The 26166-nt window shown below is 50.3% G+C and carries 22 protein-coding genes and 1 tRNA gene; 6 read left to right on the forward strand and 17 right to left on the reverse strand.

Annotated elements, in window-relative coordinates; genetic code table 11:
• Nucleotide 1: 1 nt before the first annotated feature.
• From HALNA_RS15430 to HALNA_RS15440, 3 genes are all read right to left on the reverse strand, one after another.
• Nucleotides 2-736 (reverse strand): HD domain-containing protein, encoded by a 735-nt coding sequence (locus HALNA_RS15430; RefSeq protein WP_169719051.1) that lies wholly within the window; start codon nucleotides 734-736, stop codon nucleotides 2-4.
• Nucleotides 737-1003: 267 nt separating this feature from the next.
• Nucleotides 1004-1189, reverse strand: a tRNA-Thr gene (locus HALNA_RS20235).
• A 666-nt stretch (nucleotides 1190-1855) separates the two neighbouring features.
• Complete coding sequence (locus tag HALNA_RS15440) at nucleotides 1856-2497, reverse strand: tyrosine-type recombinase/integrase (protein WP_049937234.1); 642 nt, start codon at nucleotides 2495-2497, stop codon at nucleotides 1856-1858.
• Nucleotides 2498-2706: 209 nt separating this feature from the next.
• Here HALNA_RS15440 and HALNA_RS15445 point away from each other — a divergent pair, with 209 nt between their 5' ends.
• Nucleotides 2707-2973 (forward strand): hypothetical protein, encoded by a 267-nt coding sequence (locus tag HALNA_RS15445; protein ID WP_049937235.1) that lies wholly within the window; start codon nucleotides 2707-2709, stop codon nucleotides 2971-2973.
• Between the two features lie 54 nt (nucleotides 2974-3027).
• Nucleotides 3028-4932, forward strand: coding sequence for a hypothetical protein (locus HALNA_RS15455; protein WP_157573580.1), 1905 nt, complete (start codon nucleotides 3028-3030; stop codon nucleotides 4930-4932).
• 17 nt (nucleotides 4933-4949) lie between these two features.
• Here HALNA_RS15455 and HALNA_RS20240 read toward each other — a convergent pair whose 3' ends face one another.
• Nucleotides 4950-5186, reverse strand: a complete 237-nt coding sequence (locus HALNA_RS20240; RefSeq protein WP_157573581.1) for a hypothetical protein — start codon at nucleotides 5184-5186, stop codon at nucleotides 4950-4952.
• A 232-nt stretch (nucleotides 5187-5418) separates the two neighbouring features.
• Between HALNA_RS20240 and HALNA_RS15465 the strand changes: the two genes are divergently transcribed.
• Together HALNA_RS15465 and HALNA_RS15470 are read left to right on the forward strand one after the other, a co-directional pair.
• Nucleotides 5419-5853 (forward strand): hypothetical protein, encoded by a 435-nt coding sequence (locus HALNA_RS15465; protein WP_049937239.1) that lies wholly within the window; start codon nucleotides 5419-5421, stop codon nucleotides 5851-5853.
• 57 nt (nucleotides 5854-5910) lie between these two features.
• The gene (locus HALNA_RS15470; protein WP_049937240.1) at nucleotides 5911-6549 is read left to right on the forward strand and encodes a hypothetical protein; all 639 of its coding nucleotides are present in this window, start codon (nucleotides 5911-5913) and stop codon (nucleotides 6547-6549) included.
• 26 nt (nucleotides 6550-6575) lie between these two features.
• Here the strand turns inward: HALNA_RS15470 and HALNA_RS15475 are convergent, their stop codons facing one another.
• Both HALNA_RS15475 and HALNA_RS20245 read right to left on the reverse strand, forming a co-directional pair.
• Nucleotides 6576-7478, reverse strand: coding sequence for a hypothetical protein (locus HALNA_RS15475; RefSeq protein ID WP_049937241.1), 903 nt, complete (start codon nucleotides 7476-7478; stop codon nucleotides 6576-6578).
• Between the two features lie 4 nt (nucleotides 7479-7482).
• Nucleotides 7483-11622, reverse strand: a complete 4140-nt coding sequence (locus HALNA_RS20245; protein WP_157573582.1) for a hypothetical protein — start codon at nucleotides 11620-11622, stop codon at nucleotides 7483-7485.
• 122 nt (nucleotides 11623-11744) lie between these two features.
• On the opposite strand from HALNA_RS20245, the gene HALNA_RS15485 reads away from it, so the two are divergent.
• A complete protein-coding gene (locus tag HALNA_RS15485; protein ID WP_049937243.1) occupies nucleotides 11745-12326 on the forward strand; it encodes a hypothetical protein in 582 nt (193 codons plus the stop codon).
• A gap of 39 nt (nucleotides 12327-12365) precedes the next feature.
• Here HALNA_RS15485 and HALNA_RS15490 read toward each other — a convergent pair whose 3' ends face one another.
• The 11 genes from HALNA_RS15490 to HALNA_RS15540 form a co-directional block, all read right to left on the reverse strand.
• Nucleotides 12366-13961 carry a glycosyltransferase family 2 protein gene (locus HALNA_RS15490; protein ID WP_049937244.1) on the reverse strand — a complete coding sequence of 532 codons (1596 nt, stop codon included), beginning with the start codon at nucleotides 13959-13961 and terminating at the stop codon, nucleotides 12366-12368.
• A gap of 210 nt (nucleotides 13962-14171) precedes the next feature.
• Nucleotides 14172-14771 carry a hypothetical protein gene (locus HALNA_RS15495; RefSeq protein WP_049937245.1) on the reverse strand — a complete coding sequence of 200 codons (600 nt, stop codon included), beginning with the start codon at nucleotides 14769-14771 and terminating at the stop codon, nucleotides 14172-14174.
• Nucleotides 14772-14882: 111 nt separating this feature from the next.
• Nucleotides 14883-15815 (reverse strand): hypothetical protein, encoded by a 933-nt coding sequence (locus HALNA_RS15500; RefSeq protein ID WP_157573583.1) that lies wholly within the window; start codon nucleotides 15813-15815, stop codon nucleotides 14883-14885.
• A gap of 334 nt (nucleotides 15816-16149) precedes the next feature.
• On the reverse strand, nucleotides 16150-18111 hold the full coding sequence (locus HALNA_RS15505) for a COG1470 family protein (protein ID WP_157573584.1): 1962 nt from the start codon (nucleotides 18109-18111) through the stop codon (nucleotides 16150-16152).
• Nucleotides 18112-18910: 799 nt separating this feature from the next.
• Entirely contained in the window at nucleotides 18911-20104 is a 1194-nt protein-coding gene (locus tag HALNA_RS15510; protein ID WP_157573586.1) for a hypothetical protein, read from the reverse strand.
• 150 nt (nucleotides 20105-20254) lie between these two features.
• A complete protein-coding gene (locus tag HALNA_RS15515; protein WP_049937249.1) occupies nucleotides 20255-20653 on the reverse strand; it encodes a hypothetical protein in 399 nt (132 codons plus the stop codon).
• A 795-nt stretch (nucleotides 20654-21448) separates the two neighbouring features.
• The gene (locus HALNA_RS15520) at nucleotides 21449-22387 is read right to left on the reverse strand and encodes a hypothetical protein (protein ID WP_049937250.1); all 939 of its coding nucleotides are present in this window, start codon (nucleotides 22385-22387) and stop codon (nucleotides 21449-21451) included.
• 15 nt (nucleotides 22388-22402) lie between these two features.
• Nucleotides 22403-22963 (reverse strand): hypothetical protein, encoded by a 561-nt coding sequence (locus HALNA_RS15525; protein WP_049937251.1) that lies wholly within the window; start codon nucleotides 22961-22963, stop codon nucleotides 22403-22405.
• Between the two features lie 12 nt (nucleotides 22964-22975).
• Nucleotides 22976-24673 carry a hypothetical protein gene (locus HALNA_RS15530; RefSeq protein WP_049937252.1) on the reverse strand — a complete coding sequence of 566 codons (1698 nt, stop codon included), beginning with the start codon at nucleotides 24671-24673 and terminating at the stop codon, nucleotides 22976-22978.
• Nucleotides 24670-24858: a hypothetical protein gene (locus tag HALNA_RS15535; RefSeq protein ID WP_049937253.1), complete on the reverse strand. Its 189-nt coding sequence runs from the start codon at nucleotides 24856-24858 to the stop codon at nucleotides 24670-24672. The genes HALNA_RS15530 and HALNA_RS15535 overlap by 4 nt, the downstream gene beginning before the upstream one ends.
• A 38-nt stretch (nucleotides 24859-24896) precedes the next feature.
• Nucleotides 24897-25421: a hypothetical protein gene (locus HALNA_RS15540; RefSeq protein WP_157573587.1), complete on the reverse strand. Its 525-nt coding sequence runs from the start codon at nucleotides 25419-25421 to the stop codon at nucleotides 24897-24899.
• 318 nt (nucleotides 25422-25739) lie between these two features.
• Between HALNA_RS15540 and HALNA_RS15545 the strand changes: the two genes are divergently transcribed.
• Nucleotides 25740-26162 carry a hypothetical protein gene (locus HALNA_RS15545; RefSeq protein WP_049937255.1) on the forward strand — a complete coding sequence of 141 codons (423 nt, stop codon included), beginning with the start codon at nucleotides 25740-25742 and terminating at the stop codon, nucleotides 26160-26162.
• Nucleotides 26163-26166 lie beyond the last annotated feature (4 nt).

A 26166-nucleotide genomic window follows, 5' to 3' on the forward strand; every position in this document is an offset into this window, starting at 1 on the left:
GTTACTGCTCACCTCCGTTCGCGATGAAACTGACCGCCTTCGAGAGTTCACCGGGATCTACACTACCTACATTAGGAAGAGAGAACTCGTCGACGAAGTCAGATGCCTCCGTTGCTGTACTCAGGGCTGAAACCCTGCTGAGGATTTCCTGTTCTTCCTCAGTCTTCCTACCGCGGATAACCTGCTGCAGTTCCTCACACGGATCCGCGATCTCGTAATGACACACTCTTCTGGAGACGATGTAGTCCGCCCGGTGATGCACTCGTTCCAACACGGTTTCCGGAGCTTTTCCCTCACCCCAGTTTCCGTTGTGGCTGTCAATCAAGCCCAGTACTTCGTCCGGCAACTCGGTATTCCTGCCGAGGTATTCGGATGCGATCCTGTCGTGATCGCTCTTCGTATGGTGTTCGTCTCGCGGGTAATGGCCTTGTTTGAAGATATCATGTAGAAGGATTGCGGCACGTCCATAGTCAACCTCATCTTCGTCGATGCGTTCCATCTCTACCTCTGTCCGAGCCAAATCCTCAAACGCAGAGAAAGCCCTACAGCTGTGGATCCACAACCCATGCTTGCCTCGGGTATCCGGCGGATGATGATTTCCAGAAGAAGAAGCAGGGCACCACCAGAAATACGACGGAGAATGATTCAGGAATACGTCGATAACCTGATCCCTCAGTTTTTCGTCTTCGATTTTACGGATTTCTGGGAGCCGGCGAAGCAGCTCCTCACGGTCCAAATCAGGTAGGTCGTTTTCGATTATACATCACACTCGTAGAGGCGGTAGGGATGGATTCGAACCATCGACAAGGTAAGCTCAGGCCTTTTCCGTTGCTTCTCACCGTAGTGCCTCACGGCACAGGCTTTGAACCCTTACGGGCGAGCATTGTACTCAGGCCATCAACGCAAACCTGCTCTGGCCTATCTGAGCTACCTACCGCTGAAATATGTAACAGCCGGACGTAGGTCACGTCCGGCTCCGGCTTCCATCCGTATCCGGCTGAAAAGCCCCTGCTGGGACTTGAACCCAGAACAGTGCGGCTACAAACCGCTCCACAGCATTTGCTTAGAGGTCTACTAGCCTTCTCGCTTGTTGGCCGTTTCTCTGGCTTTTAATCCAGGAGTCCGGCTCCGCTTCCAGCACCCGACATAAGCTGAACTGTGCGCTCTAACCCGGTTGAGCTACAGGGGCGTAAAGGATTGCAGGGCTCAGGGGAACCCAGTGCTTCAACGAGGGTGAGGTGTCTGCCCACCCTTGTCCCCTGTTAGAGGACAAGGTGTCTACGCACGCCGGTTCTCGGCAGTATTCAGAGCGCACCTTACGAAAGACTCCGTGCGAACTATGTTCCTGTTGAAGCAGCTCCCCTGGAGGAATCTGCAAAAGAAGACAGGCAGGAAGTGATCCTGCTTACAGCCACAGATTTTCGCTACTTTAGGGCTCTGTCCCTGCCCTAGTTCTCCGTGAGACTTTGCGCCTCTGGAATCAAATCAGAGAGTGATTGGATGATAGGAGCGCCAAGCTGCGGCAGGTTCTACCTTACCTTACGTCATTGCAGCTGTACAATCTCCCGATATTCGTCTCACAGAGCAGGGCGTGTAGAACTAAAGGCCTGAAACACCTTCCTGCCATGCCTCAGGTCCCTTGTTCGTGAAGTGCGGGAGGGAGAGGAAAGCTGGCTCCCCACTATGACCAGGGTGCTGGGAGGCAGGTAAAAGGTGTGAGGCCTTCAGAATGTGCTCCTGTCACCACCGAAGCGGTGAGATACCGATCGGTTCCAGGAGACTTCTTCTAACAGTAACTTACCACTAGCTGTTTTTAAATGTTAGCTGTAAAGCCAGATCGGCATCATAGAATACCTCAGTCCCAGTTCTTAGCCGCCTCATTCAGCACGTCACGATTTTTCTCATTAGCGAGGTGAGCATAGAGATCCATAGTAGTCTGCATCTCTTTGTGTCCCATCGTGTCCGAGAGCTCCTTCGGCGGAACGCCGTTCTCATACATCCTTGTGCCGTAGGTGTGCCGCAGTGCGTGAGGCCTCACACGCTTCGGTTCTGGGACCTCTTCAGTGATCTCTTCTTTCGAGTCGAGTTGAGGATAGAACCCGTTCTCCCAGGCAAGATCTCTCATCAGGTCCTGAAAGTACTTGGTTGAGATATGGGAGTCAGTTCTTGGACTGGGGAAAACGTAGTCATCCGGGTTCTCTGTACGACAGTTAACCCAGTTGATGAAGTCTTCTTGTACAGGGATGTCTCCGAGAGAATTGAGTGTTGGAACGAATCGAACTCCCGCTGGCGATTTCGTGTTCTCTCGTTCAATATCTACTCCGGTGTTGCCGAAGTTGACGTGTTTTTGTTGGAGGGTTACTGTTTCCTCGTTTCGCAGACCGTGCCCTAAGCAGGTCTTGATCAGCATTCTATCGAATTTGTCTGTACAAGCAGTGAGGAGGGCGGTTATCTCCTGTTTTGTGAGTATCCTTTGTTGTCGGGAGGCCTCTGCCATATAGTCTTATTTAGTGGGTGACGTTTTTATCTCTATTCGGTTTTCTAGACAAAAGCGAACAAGTTGGTGTGAGAGCTGGCTTCTTTCCGAATTTCTTGATTCGGATGCTTCGTCGATTTACCTTATAGCTATAAGGTTTCTTTATAGCTATAACCCAGGTCAATTTCCCCCCTAAAAATAAAAAGAAGCATGTGAAATATGACAATAAGATGACCGAGCTCAAAGACTTCAGGAGTGACAAGATCGATCAACTGAGAGAAGATGTACTCACCCTACTCGAGGAAAATGACGGAGAAATCTACAACAGGAAACTAGCTACAGACGAGCTCGACTCAGACACATATAGCTGGTCAGAGAACTCCCTCAAGATGGCCTTGTCCAAGCTTAGAGATCAGCTCGAAGAGGAGGGAAAGATCAAGGTGGAAAAAGAGGATACTGACTCAGTTGCCCAGGCCAAGTTATGGGTGAAAACATGAGATCCCGGCCCTCAGCACTTTCTCACTACTACACTATTCACAGGTGATCCACGATTGTCAGATAATCATGAAAACATCAAAAACACTGTTTCTTCTCAACCCTCAAAATCTACTGAACCAGCTTCTATCGAGATCCACGTACCTCAAGGCCTTGACGCCGAGATCCAGGTGAGGCAAAAGGAAGACCTGGAAACAGTATTGGCGAATCTCGAACTGCTTGCTCGCCGCCAAGACTTCGAGACTGAAAGCCTTCTTTCCCGATCGGTAGATCAAGACACTACCGGAGAGGACGAGGATCTTCTCGGCTGGGTTAATCAACTGGATGAACACATCAGTGAGGTCGAGGAGAATCTTCAAGATCTCACCCAGAGGATTGACCAGGTTGAGGACGCGGTCGGCGGAGACGATGACGGCCAAATCACCGAGTTGAGGGACACGGTGCAGAAACTGGATGACAAAGTAGAGGATCTACCAGACGACATACCTCATCACCTTGCAGAGCTCCGTGAACAAGTAACGGCCTTAGAAGAATACATCGAGGACGTCGACGAGTACGCCACTTCTGTCGACAACGAGTTAGAGGCCTTGAGGCAGAGAACCTCAGAAAGGGAAGAACAAAAATCTTCGGAAACAGTAGATGAGGAGGACGACGTCGACGAGGAAACCACTGCAGAGGAGTCGGTAGAAGGCCGATTTACGGAGGAAGAGATCATGGAGATGTCCCGGGATAAACGGGCTGAAAGGGTTAGACCGGTTATCCGGGAAAAGCAGCCTGTCGATTTTGAAGCTATCTGCAACGAGATTCTTGGCTACAAACCAGACTGGGACAAACCAGCCTACAAAGCGCTTCACAATGCCATTCAAACATTCAGAGATGAGTTATTGACAGAGAAAGATGGCCGCAGTTCACTGTATGCCTTCTCTGAAGAGGCCTTCGAGGACTCACCTGAGCAAGAAGACACTGAAGACAGGGAAAGAACGGAGGACAGCTCGGAGTCAGAAGACGACGTCGACGAAGAGGAAGAGGAAGAAACCGAGAGTGAAGGCTCCTACTCTATAGACGTATTCCAAAATCTTGACACAGACAATAGAGCGAAGCTGATCAAAGACGTCATCGAAAAGAATCAGCCGATATCAGTAGAGGAAATCAGTGAGGAACTATTCGGACACAAGGCAGATTCCGGTTCGAAAGAGTACCAAGAAATCCACAATAGGCTGGCTTGGACTCTCGAAGACGAGATAACGAAGGAAGACGGTCTATATGAGATTGCAGAAAGGGACGACGGAGAAACCGAAGGTGAAGGCCACCAGGACTCCACAGTCAGTAGTAAACCTGAATCAGAGACCGTCACAGAGGTGAGGGAAGACAACAGCCCTGAAACACAGATTTCGGAAGAAGCAGAACCATCAGAACCTGAAGAAAGCAGTGACAGTGATCGACCGGATTTTAGTGACAACGGCGGACGGTACAGTCTTGAAGAACTGAGGAACGACGAGGATCTCAGCGTAGAGGCCGGGGTCCTGAAAGTGTTCCAAGAGTACCGGAAGGACTGTGATGCAATTTCGATACCTGAAGCGACACAGGTACTGTTCGGATCTGAGGCCTCGGAGAATGAAGAAGAGTACCAGGTTGTCTGGAACCAACTCGAGGAACACGCATTGAAAGATGGGGAGCGGGTCAAGGAGATCAAAGAGGATGGAGAAACCCTATACGAGGTCTACGGCCCGTTCAAGTACTGCAATCTGTACTACGACACCCATCACGACGTGATCTGCACAGAATGCCCGCTGGAAGAAGCAGTGTACACATCAAGGGAGGCGAAGAAACATCATATAAATACAAGAAACGATGGAATGAAAGAGCACCACAACTCCTTCATCTCTGCGCAGATCCCAGACAACTTCCAAAACGGAGAAACCGTACACACCATCATCAAACGCGAGTGTGGTAAGCAGTGAAGGAACGACTCTTCTCCTTAGCGAAGGGAACCGGTGAGGCCTTTCTCACGGTCAACCTTCTCATCTCTCTTCTTGCTTCCTTTTCTTACCCCAGTTTCTTTCATATCGGTCTCCTGTTCAGGCCTCAAGTACTGGCGTTGACCATCCCTCTCTCCCTGGCATTCCACTTCAACATCAAATACTTGAGAGAACGGATGCAGCAACCAGAGAACATCGGTGAAGACTTCGAAGAGGTGAATCCCGATCTCAGTCACTGAACTTGAGAAATTCGTCGACAACTACAACGAGAATCCCGGTGAAGAAGGCGACTTACTGAGGAAAATATCCCAACTCGGTGCAGAACTTGAAGTTAGTGAGGAAACCCTGGACAAGGCAGCTGAGCTCATCGACAAATACAGAGACCAGCTCGAGGTCGAAGAAGATCACTTGCCGCCTGCTTCTCTCCACATCGCTTCAAGACTTAACGACGAACCACGGACCCAGAAAATGATTCTATCCGAGCTGCTTTCCGATCGTCACATCCTCAACCAGAGATCGGTCAAGTACACGGAGAAGGATTTGAAACGGCAGGTCAAGAAGACAGTGAAGAAGCTGAGGAAACATATCGACGCTGAATTATTCTTCGTCCGAAGCCACGAGCATCTATCCTATCTTGTCTCTCAAATCGATCAAATCGAAGAAGACAGCGAAGTCGTGGAACTAGCAGAGCAGTACTGCAAGACTATACAGAGACAAGGCGGATTGTCTCGAAGCAAAGTAGCGATTGCCGGAGCCTGTCTCGAAGCAGCGGTCGAGGAAACCGACGTCGACTACACGCTTAGGCACACCGAGTTGGCGGAGATAACCGGGATGAACAAGACCACGTTCGAAAACAACCTCGCTGCAATCCGAGAAAACAACCTGCTATCAAAGGAAACCTGAAAAACAACTACGGTCGGGAATTATATTCCCCAGGCAACCTCTTTCCTACCTTACGTAATGGCGGCGACAGAACTTCACATCTCCGGCGGAAACCACATCACGCTACCATCCCGCCGGAAAAAATCTAAGGCTGACAACTTCGACCGATTGGATATCATCTTCGTCGAAGCTCCACTGTCAAAGAGACCTGGAAAACTCGAGCAACTTGCCAACTTAGCCACTGTCCCTTTGCTAATCACCGCTATCTACATCATACTGCTTGGCCAGAAATTCTTCCAAGTGTTAGGACTCCATGACTCCCACATTGTATACGACTTAGCAGAAGAATACGACGCAGAGATCATCGAAGTCGACATGGATCTTTTCGACGTCATCGCTGAATACAGGCTTCTCTGGATGTTCCTGCATCATGGAATCGTAGTCTTGGCAATCCTCGCGTTACCGACGCTTGCCGACGCCGCTCAGTGGATACCGGTCTCCGCAGCTGTTTCTTCTGTCTTTGTAGCTGCTGCCGTCCTGATCTTCGGAGCATTCGCCATCGGAACCATGCCTGCCAGAGATGCACAAATGGCCTACGACATCAAGGAATACGCCGAAGAAAACCGTGTTGACGACGCACTCTTGGTTATCGGCGCTCTCCATCATTCAGGTATACAGAAGTGTCTTCAAGACTCCGAGCACATCCAGTTAGCATGAATACTTGCTGGCGGAGGCCAAAGTCGTCACCCAACTACTTCGTCCGTTATTTTCGCACCGATGGTTAGGCCTTGGAATAGTTTCACAGCAACGTAGTACCCGGCCAAGAGATACATGATACTGTCCAGGATAACGATTGCCTGGCCGACGTACAGCAGTGGTTCCGGTGCAGACAAGATCGTGGTGTAGAACTCGACGAGGCCTCCTGCATTCGACGTGTTAATGCTTCTGTGAACGCCGTAGAAGAATCCGAAGGTTATCGGGATGTACCGCTTCAACGGAAGGTAAACTCCGAGATCCGCACCGTACAGGTACAACGCAGAGACGAACATTATAGAGAACGCTACGGCCTTGAATCCGAGACTGGTCAAGCCGTGGATGTATGAGAAAAACACTCCGGCAGGGAATGCACCAGCGACCATAGCGAGAGGGGCATTGCCCGTCTTCTCGTAGACAACGACTGAGATTACAGAACCGAGGCCGAGCAATGCGATGTTCTCACCTCCAGGTGCCAAGATCAGGTTGACGATATCCCGTACTGAAGCAGGTTCACCGGTCATCGCTGCAGAAGCGTACATCCTACTCGGCAGCCGGAAAGCACTCAATTGAATGTTTGAGACGAGTGTTCCGAAATTCAGGACCACCATCGGCAGTACTGTTGCGAAAGCTGATTGAGGCCATGAGGCCTCGCTTTTCGTCAGGCTTCCTCCGATGATATAGATCATCAGCCATCCGAACAAGGTGAGGAGGAAGAACGCTACACCGAGAATGATGACATCAAACTGGTTTCCGCTTCCTACTGTTCCCTGAATACCGTAGAGGATGAATCCTCCTGCGGAGGCGAGTGTGCCGAATAGAACGACGAATAGGTTGACGTAGTCATACTCCGAGTTCTGTGCAGTCTTCAGTATCGATGTAAGATCTCCCACTTGGTCAGATCCACCTCTTTTTTGTCCATGCTACTAGGAGGAAGCCGAACAATGCTGTTCCGAGCAGGCCTGCCGAATCTTTCGTCGGCACCGGGACCTGTTCGACCTGTCCCTTACACTTCCCACTATCCGAGTAGCTGTAAGCACTGGAAAGACTGGAGGACAGACACACCTTCTCAGACCGGACCAGTTGATCGGGAAGCTGCGGCAGCAATTCCTTCAATTCCTCAATTGGGTCAAATCTTTGAACCGGCTTAACGGTTACAGCGAGCTGACCTGCCTCTCCCTGACTTGCCTCGGTGTCGAACTTGCAGGTGAACTTGCCGTCTAAGCCAAGCTCTCGGAGCTTCTCCTTACTTGGAATTTCGAATCTAGCCTTTAATAAGATACTTGAGGACTGCTTGTACGTTCCCTGGGTCTTGCTCGGAACCAGTGTAGTAACGTTACTGCGGTACGGTTCCTGAACATTGACCGCGGATTTCACTTCGACAAAACGACACGCCGTCGAGTTACGCGTGGCAACGGTAACCCTATTCGGCTCTTTGTCGAAGTTGTAGACGGTGAGGTACTTCACCTGGGTTCCGCCGTAGTCCACCGTGTAGTACTGCTGAGTGTCGAAAGAGGCCTTCACCGTCGTATTGTTTGTCGGTTTTGGCGGTGGAACAGGACCACTACCTCCGGAACTTCCACCGGTGCCGCCTCCTTCGCTTGACGTCCTGTATTTGTATTTCAGGATGCCGTTGTACGTGCCTTCGTGAAGCGAAGAGTTACCGTAGTCCTCCGGTACGATGACGTAGATGCTTTCCTGTGTTTCGTTGATGTTGAGGCCTGAACCAGAGGCGTTGATATCTACTGAACTGGATTCCCGGTTATCCCATTCCGGTGCGTTGTCTTTGTCCAACTTGATCTTCAGCGTGGATTCCTCGGTGGCGTTGGAAGGAACCTTGACGTTGAAGTTCAGCTTGACCGTGTCGTAGTAGCTGCTCGGCGTGTTCAACAGGACCTCCGTATCCTGATCATACACAGTGCCGGTACTGCAGCTGTATTCGACGGCGAACTCTTTCTCGGCCTGTGGAGGGAGATCGACGACGCTCTGGTTTTCCTGGCTGCAGGCCTTTTGGTTGAACGCGGTCGTTGTCGACAGGTTCTGGAAGTTAAGATCTGCCGTGTTGTTGACCTGGGCTGTCCGCGTGGCCTTGATGGTGGATCCGATGCGAATAGTGTCGTTGACCGGCCTGACTTCGGAGAGATTCTCTTTGACGTGGTCGACGGCGAAAGTCCGGTTCCAGCACTCCTTCGTCAACAAGGAATCCATCTTTGAGATATTCCCCTGTGTGTCGATGCTGCAGGTACTGGAGAGATCGACGTTGCTGAGTGAGATGTCGAGCGTTTTCAGATCTGCTGTGAGCTCTGTCCTGTTGAAGACGTACTGGCTTGTGAGCGAACTCGTCTTCGAAGTGTTCTGACCTCGGTTGACTGTGGAGAGTGTTTCGTTAACGATCCAGTCTCCGTGGCTTTCCACTGTATGAGTAACACTGCTGCCTCCGGAGAGAAGGCCTGCCCACTGATCCGGAGAGTCAAGAGTGCCGGGTATGGAGAGCCCGACCGTGTAGTTGATCGGGTCAGAGGCCTGGTTCACAAGGGTGTAGGTCTGGTTCAGGTACTGAGTGCTGAGACTGCTGACCTGATCTGTGTCCTGGCGATGCCCTGTATCTGTCCGGGCCAAGTCTACGTCTTTGTTGCCAGAGTACGCTCCCTTGCTGTCACTGACGTTGACCGAGGCCTGAAATGGGAAACCGATACTACTCTTTAATGAAGAGTTCGTGAACATCGAGGCAGAGGAAAGGCCGTGGAAACCTGCTATGTCAGATTCTCCCTGCGGGTCAAGTCCGAACTCCAGTGAAGCAGACCCATCGCTCACCACTACTTCACCCCCCGTGATCTGGGGCTGTTTCTGCGTGGTGAACGAGTACGTAGAACTTGAGACCGAGGCACCGCTGTCATCCGATACTACGACGCCCCAGTTGTACTGTGTACCCCAGTCAAGGCCTGAAACCTCGAACGTGCTCGTAGAACCACTGGAAACACCAGTCTTCTCACCGACCACACTCCCATTCAAGTAGTACTCAACGGTAAGAGGATCTTCATCAGGATCACTCACATTAACTGAGAAAACAGGACTTTTAGAATCTACCTTAGCCGAATCAGACGGGTTTTTCAGGGAATCAATTACAGGTGGGGAATTACACTCTCCCAAAATTTGCAAACCTGGATAATTATTTTCTCTCGTACACCAATCATTAGCAAAATCAAAATTCATATAAGAAGATGCTGAACTACCCGTCATTTCAGAAGTAGTGAGTCCAGTACCATATTCACTTGTAGACATTCCAGAACTTACAGTATCCCAATAACCGTTAGTGACAGTTGGATCTTCATAAGTAGAACTTACAAATCCATATTTAACTGAACGTTCACCAACAACTTTACCAGTTGAAAAAGTATTCTTCAAAGTACTTGTAGAATATTTCGCCATAGCAAATCCTGCTACATTACCAATAGAGTTCTCACATTTCAAAGTAATATTTACATGAGAATAAGAATTTCTAATTGTAGCATCTCCATCCATAAACCCAACAAATCCTCCAGCAAACTTTGCACACTCTCCATAACTTGTACCACTGCTTGAACCAACTTCAAACGAACCTGAGACAGAAACATTTTCCACTAAACCTCCATTTTTCACAACAGCAGCAACAGAACCAGACCTACCACCAATATAATCTGCCGAGAACTTTCTTATCCGAAGATTATAAACTGTTCCCTCAAGAGTACCCCAAATACCATTACTGTATCTATAAACATCTATATTTGAAATAGTATGTCCATTACCGTCAAAAACTAAACTTGTAGTTGATTCATAAGCCATTCCATCTACTGTCGTACCGCTACAATTAATATCAGATACTAATTCAAAAGAAGAGGATAGATGATTATACATATCATTGAATTGTGAACAGGTGCTAATCTCATAGGGATCGCTTGAAATTCCTGAACCTCCAGCAAATGAACCAAGAATCCACATCCGAAGGTTGTTAGTTTCGTTCTCCCAAGAGTCAATCTTGTACTGCAGAGTCGTAGTAGAATTAGCCTCGATTGTGGTGTTATAGGCCTTGATACTGTAGTCCGTGGTATCGTTGAGGAGAGTGGCTGTCTTGTTCACTTGCTGGGCTGTGTCGACAACTTCTGAATAATGACTGCTGTTGAGCTCCTCAGTGTTCCTGCCGAAGTCAACGGAAAGCAGTTTTTCATCCTTGGGATGTGCGATGACGACGGTGACGTTGTGAGGATTCTCCTCGTACCTTCTGTCGTACTGCATCAGGAACCGGTCGACGTAGTCATCTGAGGGTGTGTTGAGCCCGTCGTACTTGTTGATCTGACCGCTGACCGGGATCAGTTGAGGATCATCACCGCTGTACACGTTTTGGCTCTCCCAGACCACTTCTGCAGGCTTCCCTGATTCGTTGTAGATCAGGTCGTAGTTGACGATCAAGTGTTCATAGTGGCTTCTGACATCGATATCCCACTCAACACTGTATTCCTTGCCAGAACTGGTAGTCCCTGTATCGTTGAATGAGAAAGTGAAGACTCTACTCTCGTTTTCAGAGTCTATTGATGCCCTGGCCTGCTGATATGCATCAAAATAGGTTTGAGGGTAACTGGAGTTCTGACAGCCACCGTAGTATTCCCCACCGCAGTTACCCAGAAGTCTTGCAACCGCTCTCGTGGGATAAACAGAGTCCTGCCAGGTATACGTTTCACTCCAGGAAGGGTTCTCGAATTGGTATCCGACGTTTAGAATCGCTTCTTCACTGATGATATCACCCTGGTCGTTGTAGCCATCCCAGGTCGTCAACTGGTACTGTTTCTGCCCGACGTTCTTATGCAGCTGATCGGGAACGAAAACCTGCGTAGGCGAAAGAGTCTGATTCATATAGGAAGTCTCGAACCGGATGTCACTATCTGTAAAGTGAGGTTTCACGTTCTCAAAATCAAGGCCTGCTACGTTGACTTCGGCTGCTAACGCCGACGTTGTGAGAAACAAAGCTGCTGCTAACAGAAGCAAGGCCTTCCGATCAGACATATAAAAAATAGGTGCAACGTTATTTAAAAAAGTGCATTCGATAGAGATCGATCACCGCCACCCCTCAGAATACCTCATCTACCACACATCCTTTTCATCACCACGCTCAAAACAGCCGTTATATGACAATCACTGGCGGCATCCTGTTCCGCGAAGAACCCTACACAGGACTCGACGAGCTCAAAGAGGAGCGGATGGACAAGATCAGCAGCACCCACCAGAACTCTGCCATCGACGAGATCCCGGAGATCGAGGAAGACGAGTTCGTGGAAGGGACGATGAACGCTGTCGGCCTGAACATTCCCTCCTTCGACTACGACAAACTACGGAAAGAGGAACGCGGCTCACCGGGCAACGAAAGTCTGCGGGTCAAGCTATTGGTCAGCGGGAACGTCGACCTTCTTGAATACCCTCCTGAGACCGGTTACCCGGAAGTCGAAGTGGGTGATGTGAACGGGAACTGGCTGGAATGGTGGGTCTCTATCGAAGGAAAGAGCGGGGACGAGGTAAGCCAGGAGATCGAGGAGAAACTCGAAGACCTGCAGGAAGGCCTTGGCGCTCTCCGACCCAGATTAGAAGAGGTGAACGAAGAGCTTCGGGAACAGGCGAGAGAAGAGTATCAGACCCGGATGGAGAAAACCGAGAAGCATTCTGAGACGATTCAGAACATCGATGTCACTACTCCGGACGAGAAAGAGGATTAGCAAAGCCTTCTCGAAAAGGGAAGAAGATAGAAGCCGGGTTTAGACCCTGGCGAGTTGGATTCCGGACAGCCCGGCTAACCCGGCGAGACCTGCTGCCGCCAAGATTTCTCCGTAACCCAGCATCGACAAGCCAGTTCCTACGATACCAGTCATCAGGAATGCCGCTGGCATCCACGCCAACATCCGGACCACGCGAGAGCTCTCTGAGTCATGGTTCCACAGAATCAAACCAGGTGCCAAGAGGAACGCGGATCCGACCGCCAGCAACGGCAAGTCGTACAGCAGGCCTACCACCGAGACGAAGACACCCGACAGAAGCGTGAACGGCATCGCCCGGACCTGATGAGAGACGTGGACTCCATTCTCCTGCTTCGGAGTCGTATGGAAGAACGCATCATCGCCTCGGACTATCTCCACGATCTTCTTCACGGCAGTAGGAGCCAAGCTGCAGTATACCGCTGTACTGACGGCTAAGAACTTCGCCAACTGCAACGGTTTGTCCCTCATATCGATGAGGAACGAGAGGACAGGACTGACCAGGGTCGCCAACGTCATCGCGTAGAACCCGGCACTGAACTCGAGGTCCAAGCCGAGGCCGAATACGGCTGTCACACCGAGAATATACGAGAGGAACAACGTGGACAACGGCAGATTCAACACCGGGAAGGCTACATCCAGTTTCTCAGTGACCGAGGCCTTGCTCTTCAGGAAACGAGGCAGTTCCTCGACGATGTACTCTGTCGTCCCAGCGCTCCACTTGATGTGCCGCTTCCACATCGCATAGTAATCCTCCGGGAAGTCCTCGCCACAGACGACATCGTCAGCAAACACTCCCTTGTATCCGTGTTCACGGATCCGGGTAGCAAACGCCAAGTCCTCAGACACCATCTCAGGGAAACCATCGATCTCTTCCCAGGCACTTCGTCGGAAAACGGTGCCGTGGCCGAGAAACATAACGAAGCCGTACCTGTTCCGCTGAGGCATATACCGGTCCCAGTGAATATCGATGCCTTTGCCGAGCAGCTGTGCGAACCGTGATTCCTGCTTGTTAGTGTCGTGGTTGGCTTGGACGAATCCTACATCAGGAGCGGAGAAGTAGCGGAGGATCTCTGAGAGAAACGTGTCTGGGAGTCTTTCGTCGCTGTCGACGACCGCGAAGTACTCGGCGTCGATATGTTCGACGGCGTGGTTCAACGCACCGGCTTTGAATCCTTCCCTGTTCTCTCTGCGGATAACCTCCACGTCACTGTACTGCTGGGCGAACTCGTCGACCTTGTCCCGAAACTCTTCCTCAGTGCTGTCGTCCAGGATGTACAGAGGAGCGTCGAAGCCTTGCTGGATGCAGTCTCTCGCGGTGTCGACGTCGAAATCGTTGAACGTCGGAAGCAGGATCGCAGCATCCAATCTCTCCACTTGTTTCGTGTCGAGTTTCTCTGGTGTGGTCCGTGGAAGGTAACCGAAGATCTGGACCACGATGTTGTAGATACCGTACAGCCAGAAAACCGAAATCGATGCGAGCAGGAATCCGACAACAACCTTCCCCAGAAATCCGTTGATCGAACCGACAATCTGCAGTGCTTCACCACCGAAGAAAAGTATTGAACCAAGCCACGTAGAAAGAATCGTGGCGTACATCACCGGGCTTTTCGCCTGACTGATGACGTATCAAGCCCTGTCAGTTCTGAAGTCGTTGTAACCGGTTTTAGAAGGGTGTAGCTGTAGGTCGAGAAGTGAATTAGTTGCTCTCATATGTAATCCCTCTCAGCGAGTGATGCGTCTACCTGAGTAATCCATAACAACACAATTGCCGAAAGAAGTTTTTAAAATCTGAGGTATCTGGTCGGGTCAGCCCGCTTTTCTGATTCCGACTTCTACAGGCTCAAATTCGTGGCCATCAGGCGTCTGAACGACTTTCCAGCAGTTCAGGCCTCCAACCTCTCCCTCAAGCTGCACGATCTGATCATACATGATGCAGGTCCATCTGATATCTGACTCAAGAGAGCGATCCTCTTCAGAAAGCCTCTGACTGAAATCCGGCTGTGTATGGGTGAAGCCGTCGAACTCTGTAGGAGAGAAGAGAGTTGAACAGCTACCGGCGACAGCATCGTGCTCCGACTTCGAGATCTCGTCGACAAGACGTAGCCGAGTCACGACTTTGTCCTCCACCTTCATACAGAAAAGACGCTCATCCGCAGCGTTGTAACCGATACTTGCCGCTCCTACATCGTTAAGCTCCTCAACCTCCTCAACGGGGAAGGTCAGGACCGGGGCCTGGCCGTCATCAAATGCGTCGAGGCCTTCACGCATCACGAACCGGGCCTGAGCATCGAAATTAGAGTGAGTGTACATCGTGTAGAGAAAGCCTCCGGATACGAGTAGAGCTGCGAATCCGAGGTATATCCAGTCCTCTAATGTGATTTCAAGCAGCTTTGCGATTAGAGACATACAGAAATTTCTCGACCTCTCGTACAGGTGAGAATGTGAATCTACTATTTAAGAAAGAAAGGGAAAAAGGAAGGGAAGTTGTTGGTGGCGGTGTCAGAGACGGTCACCCATTTAGTTGAGCGTGATGCTCGAAGTGACCATCGGTACACCGGTGTCCTGAGCAGGTGTTGCTGCGTTCTCGACGCCCCACTTGACCTGGTTGCCTTCGATGTATGGAGCTGAGTCGAGGACTGCGAACTCAAGAGGTTCGCCGGAAGTTCCGCTGCTGCCTGCCTTGACGACGATGCTTCCTGACCTCTCTTTCTCGTAGGCTGTGAGCAGTGGTTCCTTGTCTTTTGTCGCTGGGTATACTGCGTAGGCCTTGTCGAATCTGTCAGGTGCAGAGCTTGGCATCGCTATCTTCTCAGCGTTAGGCATGGAGACCTTGCTCAGATTGGAGTTGGATGCCTTGTTGACGAGGACAACCTTCGGGTTGTACGCCCTCTTGTTGACATTGACGCCAACCTGCAGTCCGTCGAGAGTTACTCTCTCATCAGCAGACAGATCTACGGATGAAACGGTGTTCCCGTTCGGTCCGAAGAACTTGACTGCGATGTTGGATGTGGATACACCTTTCCAGACCTTGATGTTGATGAGCTCGCTGACTTGGTCAACGAACTTCTCCTTCGTGATTCCGTAGTCGTAGGTGCTGCCGAAGGCAGTTACTTTTGCACTGGTTCCTGTTACGAACTCTTTGTAGTTCGCTCTACTGTCTGCGCCTGCGGATGCACTTCCTAGATCGTACGTTTTGCTGTCACCGATCCTCCAGGCATGGACTGTAGTTGCTACTTGTGCGTTCGAGTCCGAGGTCTGGGAAAAGGCTGCGATGGAGACTGTTGCTGATTCGCCAGTTGCCACGTTAGAACCTGGGTTTGACCCGTTGTTCGCTGGGTCTGGGTTCGCTGAGCTCATGTACGGCAGGTTGCCTGTGGCACCTCCAACAATTAGCGCTCCGAGAACGAATGCTCCGAGGATTCCTCCGATAAGCTGTTTTCCAGTAGCCATATTAATTTGTCACCTCCTGCGGTGTAGGGTCAGACAGAGACTGGATCAGCTGGAGAACTGGCTTCCGACCCAAATAATTCAGAAGTGCTATCGGAGTCGCCGCTACCAGGCGTATGTGGTTCACTCCGGTTCTCAAGTGGCTGGCTCCAAGCCATCGAACCAGAGCGTTCGTGATACTGGCCCTGTGACAGATCCGAGTAGCTGAGGTCGAAACCTTCTCCAAGCAGATCCCGTACTGGTTCTCTGCCTGCCTTTAACGGATTTTGATAAAAACGACACATCCTATCAACGAATTTGGATTTACTGCTTAAAAAAGAACGGTGGGAGAAAATCCTTAGAGGTTGATTTCAGGAGCACTCGCACTGAGATACAGATAACCCATCACAACCAAGCCCAGTACCGTGACCAAGAGGCCTAACGGATCTGTGACCAATTGATAGACCGCTGTTGCGATCATTCCTCCACCGAGAAGGCCTATCACCAGTCTAACGTGGGAATCCTTTACCGGGATGAACTCTGTCGCAAGTCCGTCTACAATTTTACCGAGCTTGACACCGACCAAGGCGAACCCGCCGAGGAACGCGATGAACGTTACAAACACCTGCAACCAGTTCAACGCATTCGCGTCACCGCTCCAGATATTCTCGAAAGCATTCAGAGGATTACTCAGTTGAGTACCGGTGATTGGGAGAGTGAACCGTTTACCGAACAGGCCTCCACCAGATCCACCACCGGTACCTTCCTCCCTACAATCGTATTGGATATCGTTGTTGACGAAAACCGCCTTCAACTCTCCCGTACACGTATCCTGCTTCTGAATCTTGAGACCGTCAGGACAACTGTAGATGACGTCGTTCCCGTTCTTCTGCTTCACAATCTCCTTGCCCTGAGTACATTCAGACTGTTGCGTAGCCTCCACCGAGACACTGGTCGAAACCTCTCGACCACTCCCCGTATCCTCTACAGTGATACTGCATCGACCTGTATACGAGGCCTGCTGCATACTCGTCGAAGTGAACGTAACCCGGAAACTGTAGGACGCAGTCTCACCGGGAGCAACCCTTTTCGTATTCTGAAGAGCATCCGCCTGGAAGTACTGACTACAGCTGCCAGCACGGGCTGAGAAACTGCCTTCCGCCCCGCCCACGTTCTTCACGTCGACAGAGATCCTGCCGCTACTGAGCTCACCGAAACTGGCACCACTCGATGAAACAATCTTCGGCTTCCCAACCGGCTTCGAGACAGTGATGTACCCGTTCTCACCGGCATCAACATAGACATTGAACTCTGGGTAAGCCAATCGACTATCCATATCGGCCTTCAATGCTCCACTCTGGAAGCTGGAATCCAAGACCTCAGCATTCGCCAACGGAGACTCACTGTACCTCTTCTGAGCGTTCTCGGCCTTTCCGTTCAACAGGCCTTCAATATAGCTTTCAGAATAGTCTCCGGACTTCCACTTATCGAGAAGCCTGTTCCCGTCGTTCTTGATGTAGTTCCAGTAGTTATCGTACCGTTGCTCACTGATCACTCTCCAACCGCCCTCATAGTTGTTACCGTGGATGGCAAGTTCATCGTCGACAAGCGGAGGATTCTGACCTGTATCCAAGTTACCCTGCCATTTCACCTTGGCATACCGGCCAAGATTGGAGACAACACCTGATCCACCATCCCCATTTGTTATTATAGCAGTCTGCGGATTCTTATCGCCTGCTTGCAGCCTCCACTCGGTTCTGAAGATTTCATCCGGGGAGCCGATATCAGCTACATCTCCGTAGTACCCGTTCTTCCGCAGGCAGAAGGCCTGGTAATTGTAACTTCCTGTCCAGTAATCGTACCAGCTCTTGGCAGCGGCCTCGACCTTACTGGTTCTATCTCCGATCGCTACTCCGCCCTCAGTGAAGTCAGCACAGTTTGAGGTAACCCAGTTCCATAGCTGGTCTTTCGTATCGAATGTCTTCTTCATCCCCTCCCAGCCGTAGATCTTCTTCAAACCGGTCTCCTGGAGCGGGTAGCGAGCGTAGGTGTTCTGGTGAGAAACACTCAAAGTCAAGTCTTCTTCCGCAGTAGCTCCGGTCTTGCTCTCAATCTCACTGGCACCGAGATGGACGTTAATCTTGTCAGTCGCAAAGTTCGAGACATAACCAGCCTGAAGAACTTCTCCGTCGAAGAACTCGCTGTTGCTCTTATACGAGACAGTATCCACCGAAGTAGTATCTGCTGCCGCAAATGCAGTGAACATGAGAAGGAAGAATGCCGCTACTGAGGCCTTCCAACAATTACCCACTCGTTTCACCTATGCAGTTGGCCTCCTGGTACAGAGTACCGTTGATAATTTTGAACGTGACGTTGGAAGGAATTGAGACACCTCTCTCAGAGGCGTAGTTCCGGAGATCTTGTTCGGAGTCGAATGTCTGGTTATTTGGCTGGACCTTATGCCAGCATCCATCTCCTGTACTAACTGAACTCAGTGGACCGAGATTTAGGGCAGAAGCGATTGCTAACGCTGCAATCAACAGGAATGCTGCTCCTGCGAATACGTTGAGTGCTGTCGATCCTTTTCGTCTACTATTAATTTGTTATCACCCTGCTTTGATGTCAATCATTTTCTTGACCGCTACTAAACCGAATCCGACAAAGATACCGTTCGTTATCGCTGCGAACAGCCGCTCAAAGCCTGTGCTTGGACTTGGAACTGCGAAAAAGTAGAATCCGGATGCAGTCAAGACCAATGCACCTGTAACGTACAGACTCGGAATGAATGGTACTCGAGTCGGGACGCGGTCGATGCTCAACAGTGCTGCTACTACAAATGAAGCTGTCACCATTAACTCTGGATGCTGGAAAGCCAACTGTATGATCGTGTCGAGTACCACTTCAGTCGTTCACCGGCCACGAGTCTATGACTGAGGTTTCTTCGCTGCCGCAGCCGTCCTCACGGCTTTTGTAGTGACGGTTCGGTGCGGAGCGATCCTCCTTTGCATCTGTTCTGTATGTTTCTCCGCAGCCTCTACACTGCACCAGGCATCGATACTTCTCAGCCATTTTATCTATATTAGAAATGATCGAATACTACTTATAAAACTGGCAGACGGCTACCCGGTGTGCCGAACCAGGGGACTGTAAAACTTCACTACAGGACAATCCTCGACGTCGTCGTGCTTCTCCGGGTTCACGTACAAGAACTCGTACTGATTCAGGTCGTTGATCTTCTTACGCCACTTCTCCTTATCTCCCTGCCCGTACAGGTTAGTCGAGTTCACTGCCTTCCGCCAATCCACCGGATTCAGGCCTTCACCGATGAACATGTGCGTCGTATCCCCCACGAAATCGTAGGGATCTGAGCTCTGCGGATACGGGAGTTTGGATGGGCGCTGTGTACTGAGGATAGTTGCTATATCTGCTTGCCTTCCAGCGATATCGAGGATCTTCTGGAAGTATTTCTTGACAAGGTTGCCTGTGTCTCGACCAGCTACCTCGTGGAACTCATCCCCATATAATATGAATGGACCTTCGATATTCCCTCTGCGGATCTCCTTGATGAAGTTCCTCATCAGGACAGCGACGTAGAACTGGAACTTCTCCTCATCACCGTAGGTATAGTTGTCGTAGTGCTTGAGACTGAGAGAGATGACCGCCCGCTTCTCCTCAAGGTCGTGATTGTTCAACTCGTGTTCTCCCTTGTCTTCTTTCCAGACAAACTCGTCGCAGTCATGGCACTCCCAGCACTCGATATAGTTGAACGGGTTCTTTCTCAGATTAGAGGCGAGTATCTTACTGTTCTCCAAGCTGTTCAGGGTCCTTTTGATAGGGCCTTTGAGATTATTCGTGTACTCGATCTCGACATCATCAAGCTTGGATTTGAGCGAGATGAAGTTCTCGTCCTCGATGCTGAGATCTCCGAGCAAGTTGTCGAAGACCTGTTCCTGTGGTTCACTGTTGAAGTCGAGAAGAAACATCAGATCGGATTTAGTAATGTCCTCAAAACCGAGTGTGAACTGCTCGATGTACGATGGTTTGCCGTTCCGGTAGTCGTCTACAAGGAACTTTGGCTGGAACAGTTTTCGAGGTACACGGTGAGGTTCTTCACCGTCTATCAGGCCCATTGTTTCGATCATCTGCTTTGAGGCACCGCCTGCATAGGAGATCGACTGGAAGTCGTTCTTGACATCCGAGAAATGAACCGGTGTCCATCCATCATCGTAAGCTGTGGAGACAATCCTTTTCCCGGCAACCGTCTTTCCACGGCCTGTAGGAGCTACAAGCAGTATCCTCGTTGTATCCGTCAAAGAGATATTGACCGTGTCTCCAGATTCAACTTCGTAGGCGATGGGGAGACTGCCGTTGTAGTCGACGTCGATCTCTTCCTCTTCCTGACTGTACTTCCGGTACTTCGGGTCTCCTGCCTCAATCGCGTGCTCAAATAGTCCGACTGTGAATCACCGGTCCTCAGTTGAGGCCTCTTCCTGAGGCGATCCTTGGTTAATCGTGATTTTGTTTCCTCTCCCATCTCTCCGCTTCCCGGTGACGCCTTCTGCCTGCAGCCAGCTGTACTTTCCTTTGAACGGGTTGATCCTGCCTTCGGGGTCGTGGATATCGCCGCTGTACTTCCTGATCTGATTGTCGGAGAGATCGTAAATGTACGCGAGTATTTCACGCTTCTTCGTATTTCGAGGCCTTCCGATGATCCCGTACATCAAGTGCTTCTCACCGTCCACTCTCACCCACCTTGAGTCCGTGTGGAAGTCACGGTTAGCATCGTCCGTTGTATCCAAGTTCAGAGGACGGTATGCCAAGGCCTTCTGCACTTTCTTGTTGAGCTTCTCCGGTGCTTCCACTGGCTTGACTTTCGCTGTCTTCCGTTCAGAATCGAACGCGAAGGCATCCTGATCCCAGTTATAGTAAGCTACTGCTCCTCCGATTATCGTTGACAGTCCGAAGACCCAGGTCCAAGGAATCAGGCTTGTATAGAAATTCCCGAGCAGAAATACGAAGACTGCTGCCGAGTAGATTTTGGCGTCTTTCAGTCTAATAGCTATATCACCTGCGGTAAGACAACTAAGACTGAGTACCCTGCTCCTGCACCGAGCAGTGTAAAGACGAAGTAGCCTACGAGAGGGCCTCCATGCTTGAGGCCTCTTATGAGACCTGCTACTTGCACTATCAGGAAGACTGCAAATGCGATCAGGAGATGGGTCTGAGCAATTTCGATCATAGTACTTTCTTTATGAACTTGTTTTCGAAGATCGATTCTATTGGAGGGTTTCCGCCGAATTTGTAGACGTTGACTCTTCCTTCCCCGTATTCCTGGTAGATCTCGTGGACTAACCGCTCTTGGTCGATCACTGGCTCACCATTATCTACGGAGTAAATCTGTATCGGAGCTTCCTCTACCGGTCCCTTGTACTTCGTAACGTCCTTGATGTAGTTTCCCTGGATCGGTTCCGTACCTGCCTCATACTCCGCTACTTGGTATCGATGATTCTGGAAGCTGCTGTTATCTGTATAATCAACAGTAGTTGTCCTTTTTACTAGTTTCTCAGGCAGGTCGTCGTATCGGACGTCTTCCTGTGCCTTGTTGTCCCGCAGCTTTCGGATTATCAGAGCCAGACTACATCACCGGATTAGAAGAGCTATACGCCCTCTATCTGCTGTCCGAAGTTTTCGAACCCTTTCTTCTGGATGTTCGTGACTTGGCCCTTGATAATGTGCTCCTGCTTGTCAAGCTCGTCCGCATACCACTCCAAGTCCTGTCCCGGGTTTTCGTCGACCAGTTCATAGAGATCTCCCTGAAGACCGTTGAGGTCGCTCAATTCTTCCTCAGAATCCACGGCTTGATCCTGAGACTCGGATGTGTTCGCCGGAGTTGTGGAGACCTGTTCTTCTTCAGTATCTATCGAACCTGACGTTGAGACTGCTGCTGGCTCAGGCTGAGGTGAGCTCATTTCTTGGGCAGCGGATTCGAGAGCCTCGGCAGCCTCCTTCATATTCTCAGAAAGCTCAATGTGGTTCTCACTCAACTCCTTCTCAAGATCCTCAACTGAGTCAGTTACTTCGTCGACCACTTCCCGGCTCATGTTCTGGAACTGGTTTTGACTCTCACTTACGTACTCCTTCGTCATCTCCATAACCTTCGACTCATCCTGTCTCATCTGCTGCAGATCAATAGCATCGCTCAGCAAGTCATCCTGATCCTTGTAGACCTTCAACGCCAACGCGAGGCGGGAAACCAGCTGCCTGTAATCACGGATGGCCTTCCTCATCTTCTTCGCATCCTCCGCGTCTACAGCATTCCTTCTCAGATTTTCCTCAAACGAATCTTCCTTCCAACGGCTCTCGACATCTTCAGCTTTCTCTAAAGCTAAGTCCGCTTTCGTCGAGGCTGAATCCTCAATCTGACTGGCGTGGCTTCGGCGTCGATCTAGGATATCCCGCAGATTGTACTTGTTGACGCTTCCCTGGTCGAGTTCGCTCTCAGTCTTCGACTTCAGATCTTTCGCAGCCTTATCCAGATCCTGATTTTCAAGTATCTTATCTGTAATCTCGTCGTCTTTGTCGTCAAATAATCCCACTTAGGAAACCACCTTCTAGATAGCGTCTTCAAGGGCTACGTCGCTGCAACTTGGACAGTAGCCGTCGTTGTCCTTCCACCGAGATTTTGGATTCGTGCTACCGCAGTCATCGCATTCGATGCCGCTGGAGCTCGAAGATTTGGCAGCTTCCTTCTTCTCCCATTCCTCTCGTTCCTCACGAAGATCGTCAGCTTTCTTCTCTGCTGTTCCTTTCTCCTTCTCTAAGCCATCTATCTCTTCTTGGAGACCTGCTATCTTCTCTTCCAGATCCTCGTTCATCTGATAGCCGATAGTCCGCTTGAATTTTTCCTCGGGAAACTCAGGGATATCTTTCGTAGGCCTGAGCACCATAACCCGGAACCCGGCATCAGTCCGGTATTCCTCGATATTTTCCTCCTCGTCAAGAGGGTGTGGGAAGGCCTTCGGCCGCGAGTAGATCTCTGAGCCTTTGGTCCCCATAGGCCTTATTTCAGGTTTTACCCGTTCTGGGTATTCTTCCGGCCTTTCCATTTCACCGGTGTGGCCGCCGAAGTATTCGCCAAAAAAGAGGTCGACTACGAATGGTTCTTTTGCCATAGTATAATTTAGTCACCCGAAGATACCGTCCTCATCATCGTCTCCTCCGAGGAAATCTGTTGAAAGTATATCTGTGGTTTTGAGACGTGTGTAGTAGAACGATGGTCCGACCCTGCGCTCCCAGAGGAATGCTCCCCAGCCGAACAATCCGAATACGAGGAAGACCTTGCCCCAGAAAGCGTTGTCCGCAGCTTTCTGTTTCAGCCTCTCTTTCTCTTCTGTACGGAACTCCTCTGCTTCTTCCTGAACCTGTTCCGGAATGAAGACTCGAGCACTCTGCTTGAGATTAGAGCCAATCGGCACCGTATCTGCTGAGATAAAGTATGAGACCATCCACCCCGATTTTTCGCAGTTATCGCTGTTTACCGGACTGTAAGTAACATTCCGGTCGAACACTGTGATCACCTCTTTCTTTGGAACCTTGCACTGCAGGTATTGACCGTTGAACCGGACATCATCAATCGAGACGTGTTGCTTGACGCCTTCGAAGCTGAGCCGTCCATTGAATCTTTCCGGAGTGTCACCGTACAGTTTGAGGTAGACTGGTGTAGGGCCTTCAACCGTCACTGAGTGGTTCTCGTTTCTCAGGAACTTCTCGCCGTTCCGTGTCTTGATCGCAAGGTTCCACGTTTCGTTGGGGCTTTGCAGTGGCTGGCTGAAGGATTCGAGCCGGATCTGGACCTGTGTCTCTCTGTCTATCTCTCCGATCTTCTCGACGATCTCTGACTCTACCCGGTAGTTTTGAAGCGAGATTGAGTTGTTGACTTGGACGGCGTCGATTTTCTCGACTGTGTACTTCGAGGTGAAGTTGACTCTGTTTCCTGCGCCGTCGATGACGTAGCCGTCAACGTAGAATGTTCCCGGTGTGTCTGAGGGAGGTTTTGCGGTCCACTTCTGCGTGTTTTCGATTTTTGTGAAGGACAGTGTCTCTACCGTCTCGTTCACCGTCTTGGTCGTGTTCCCGGATTGCACCGTGGTCTCGTTAAGGATCTCTGCTTTGACGGTGGATATGTTGAGGTTGTCTGAGGCCTTGACCGTGAAGTTCTCCGGGAACGTAGCGGTGAAACCCGGTGTCTCCACGTCCTGAATGACTGGTGTAACGTTGTCCTTGAACTGGAGACGGACAGGTACCTGCTGAGAATTGTTGTAGGATCCGTTGAGAACCAGGGTTCCGTTGTACAGTCCGTATTCTGTTGTTTCACGCACGTTGTACTGCAGTACGATTGAGGAGTTGATTTCAGGGTAGACGTTGACCTCGTCGGTTACTTGGAGGTACTCCGAGACGTTCCCGGTGAGCGAGATATCTATTGTAGTATTTGTGTTCCCGGTCAGAGAAACTCTCTGTCCAGTGAGTTTGCCAGAAGTCCCGACATTGACCGTATCCTCGATCCTGTCTGGGGTCAGAGTCCAGTCGACATAGGGCAGAACTTGGACTGTGAAATTGTGGCTGTAATTGTTCTCCAGTTCGACTCTTCCATCGTAGGCCCCTACTGGGATTGAGAGAGGGATATCCGCTACGATGGAATTGTTCTCAGTTCGGACCGGGAAGGAGAATGTATTGGTGGAGATATTTGATCCGTTGATCGTACTGTTTGTGGCGAGTACAGTCTTGTTCGTAGGGTTTGCTTGAATCTGGTCGGTATGTGTTGCTGCTGCAAGGCCTGAAAGCAGTAGAAGTAGAGATGCAGCTATTGTCGTCTTGTAGTTCATTCGAAGTCATCCTCGTTAGGTACATCGATTAGCTTTTTCAGGTCGTCCGTGCGGATGATTGCTATTTCTTCTCCCTTCTCAAAGTCGGAGTCAGCTGGTACTGTGACAAGTTTTTGATTATTCTGGCTTCTCTCCCAGATCTCCATTCTTTCTATTTCAAAAGGGAGCAGGAAGCCATCCGGCATTACTATTAGATTAGTTGTCAATTAGTGCTTTTAAACAACTATGTTGTTGAGTTCGTCAGGTTAGTAGCATTCCCTGGATCCATCAACGGATTCAATCTCTCAAACTGAACCAGCTCCAAGACGTTCGTTAAGGCCTTCAGCGTCCCAACATCCGGAAGCCAGCCTGTTACCGCGAAGACGATAGCGAAGTAATTCATACCGATCAGCCCCCAAACAAGAAGCGGAGAAACATCCGGGTCAAACCACGCAGCTACGATGTATCCTGCTTTGAAGTACCAGAGAACATGGGCAGCAGCGCCTACAGCCGTGATTAGCAACGTGAGATACTCCCATCCATGAGCCATCGGAACCTGCTGCAGAACCGAGATCACAGTCTGAATACTCTCCCCAAGCTGCAACGCATACGAGACAACAACAGGTTTCACAGCCCCCGTTTGGATCGCTTCTCGAAGAGCATCCTTGTGTTCCCAGACAAGAACAGAGGCAAGCGTAAGCCAACTCCAGAAACCCATATTCGAAGAAAGCAACGTCCTAACCCGTGCAAAGGACTTGACGACAGCCAACTTCCCGACCTTGAGGACCGTGAATAGGCCGTTCAGTAGCTTGTACAGAAGATAGACGATGCTTTTGGCTGCGATACAGAGTCACCTGTAGATATAGCTGCAGACCGTACACTGGATGCGCTGGTTGCTGGACTGAAAATCTTCCATGGAGAGTCGGACGTCTTCATCACAGATCTTGCAGGGTCGGTAGATTATAGGATTTTGGTGAGGTATCACAATAATATTCCTCACGTATAATTGAATCTTCAGCGCTTTTTAAAGCGTGTTGGTGGGTGGGTCGGCCTCAGCTTCTTAATTCCTACTTGGGTTATTCTCGTTATGCCGGGCTATCTGGACTACGATCTTTCTGAGTCCGTCGATTACGAGATCTACGACAGTTCCTCTTGGAACGAGATCGACGGATTCCTCGAACAAAGCATCCGCAACGAGAAGGAACGGTTGGAACAGCAACTGGAACAGATCTACCGGCAGCTCAACGAAAGGGAAGAGATCCACGAAGAGAAGATAGACTCTATTGAATCTGAGATCTTCAGGCAGAAGGATCGGTTAGACTCTGCAGAGAGAAGACCTGGAAACGATGACGTGCAGGTTCGAGAAAGACTGAAAGAACTCTACCGAGAGAAACGGAAAGCGAAAGAAGCTGTGTGGGAGGACAAGCAGGATCTCCTACAGGAGAAACGGAGCCTGGTCCGAGAACTTCGAGAGCTCGAGGAAAGCCGGAGCTTAGAGGAACTTCTCTAACGTT

Source organism: Haloplanus natans DSM 17983 (assembly GCF_000427685.1).
Taxonomy (GTDB): domain Archaea; phylum Halobacteriota; class Halobacteria; order Halobacteriales; family Haloferacaceae; genus Haloplanus; species Haloplanus natans.

Excerpts from the sequence above, each read along its gene's own strand:
- HALNA_RS15440 (WP_049937234.1), bottom strand. The coding sequence starts at position 2,497 with ATGGCAGAGGCCTCCCGACAACAAAGGATACTCACAAAACAGGAGATA.
- HALNA_RS15530 (WP_049937252.1), bottom strand. The coding sequence starts at position 24,673 with ATGAACTACAAGACGACAATAGCTGCATCTCTACTTCTACTGCTTTCA.
- HALNA_RS15445 (WP_049937235.1), top strand. The coding sequence starts at position 2,707 with ATGACCGAGCTCAAAGACTTCAGGAGTGACAAGATCGATCAACTGAGA.
- HALNA_RS15470 (WP_049937240.1), top strand. The coding sequence starts at position 5,911 with ATGGCGGCGACAGAACTTCACATCTCCGGCGGAAACCACATCACGCTA.
- HALNA_RS15500 (WP_157573583.1), bottom strand. The coding sequence starts at position 15,815 with ATGGCTACTGGAAAACAGCTTATCGGAGGAATCCTCGGAGCATTCGTT.
- HALNA_RS15525 (WP_049937251.1), bottom strand. The coding sequence starts at position 22,963 with ATGGCAAAAGAACCATTCGTAGTCGACCTCTTTTTTGGCGAATACTTC.
- HALNA_RS15490 (WP_049937244.1), bottom strand. The coding sequence starts at position 13,961 with ATGTACGCCACGATTCTTTCTACGTGGCTTGGTTCAATACTTTTCTTC.
- HALNA_RS15535 (WP_049937253.1), bottom strand. The coding sequence starts at position 24,858 with ATGCCGGATGGCTTCCTGCTCCCTTTTGAAATAGAAAGAATGGAGATC.
- HALNA_RS15495 (WP_049937245.1), bottom strand. The coding sequence starts at position 14,771 with ATGTCTCTAATCGCAAAGCTGCTTGAAATCACATTAGAGGACTGGATA.
- HALNA_RS15485 (WP_049937243.1), top strand. The coding sequence starts at position 11,745 with ATGACAATCACTGGCGGCATCCTGTTCCGCGAAGAACCCTACACAGGA.
- HALNA_RS20245 (WP_157573582.1), bottom strand. The coding sequence starts at position 11,622 with ATGTCTGATCGGAAGGCCTTGCTTCTGTTAGCAGCAGCTTTGTTTCTC.
- HALNA_RS15465 (WP_049937239.1), top strand. The coding sequence starts at position 5,419 with ATGATTCTATCCGAGCTGCTTTCCGATCGTCACATCCTCAACCAGAGA.
- HALNA_RS15545 (WP_049937255.1), top strand. The coding sequence starts at position 25,740 with ATGCCGGGCTATCTGGACTACGATCTTTCTGAGTCCGTCGATTACGAG.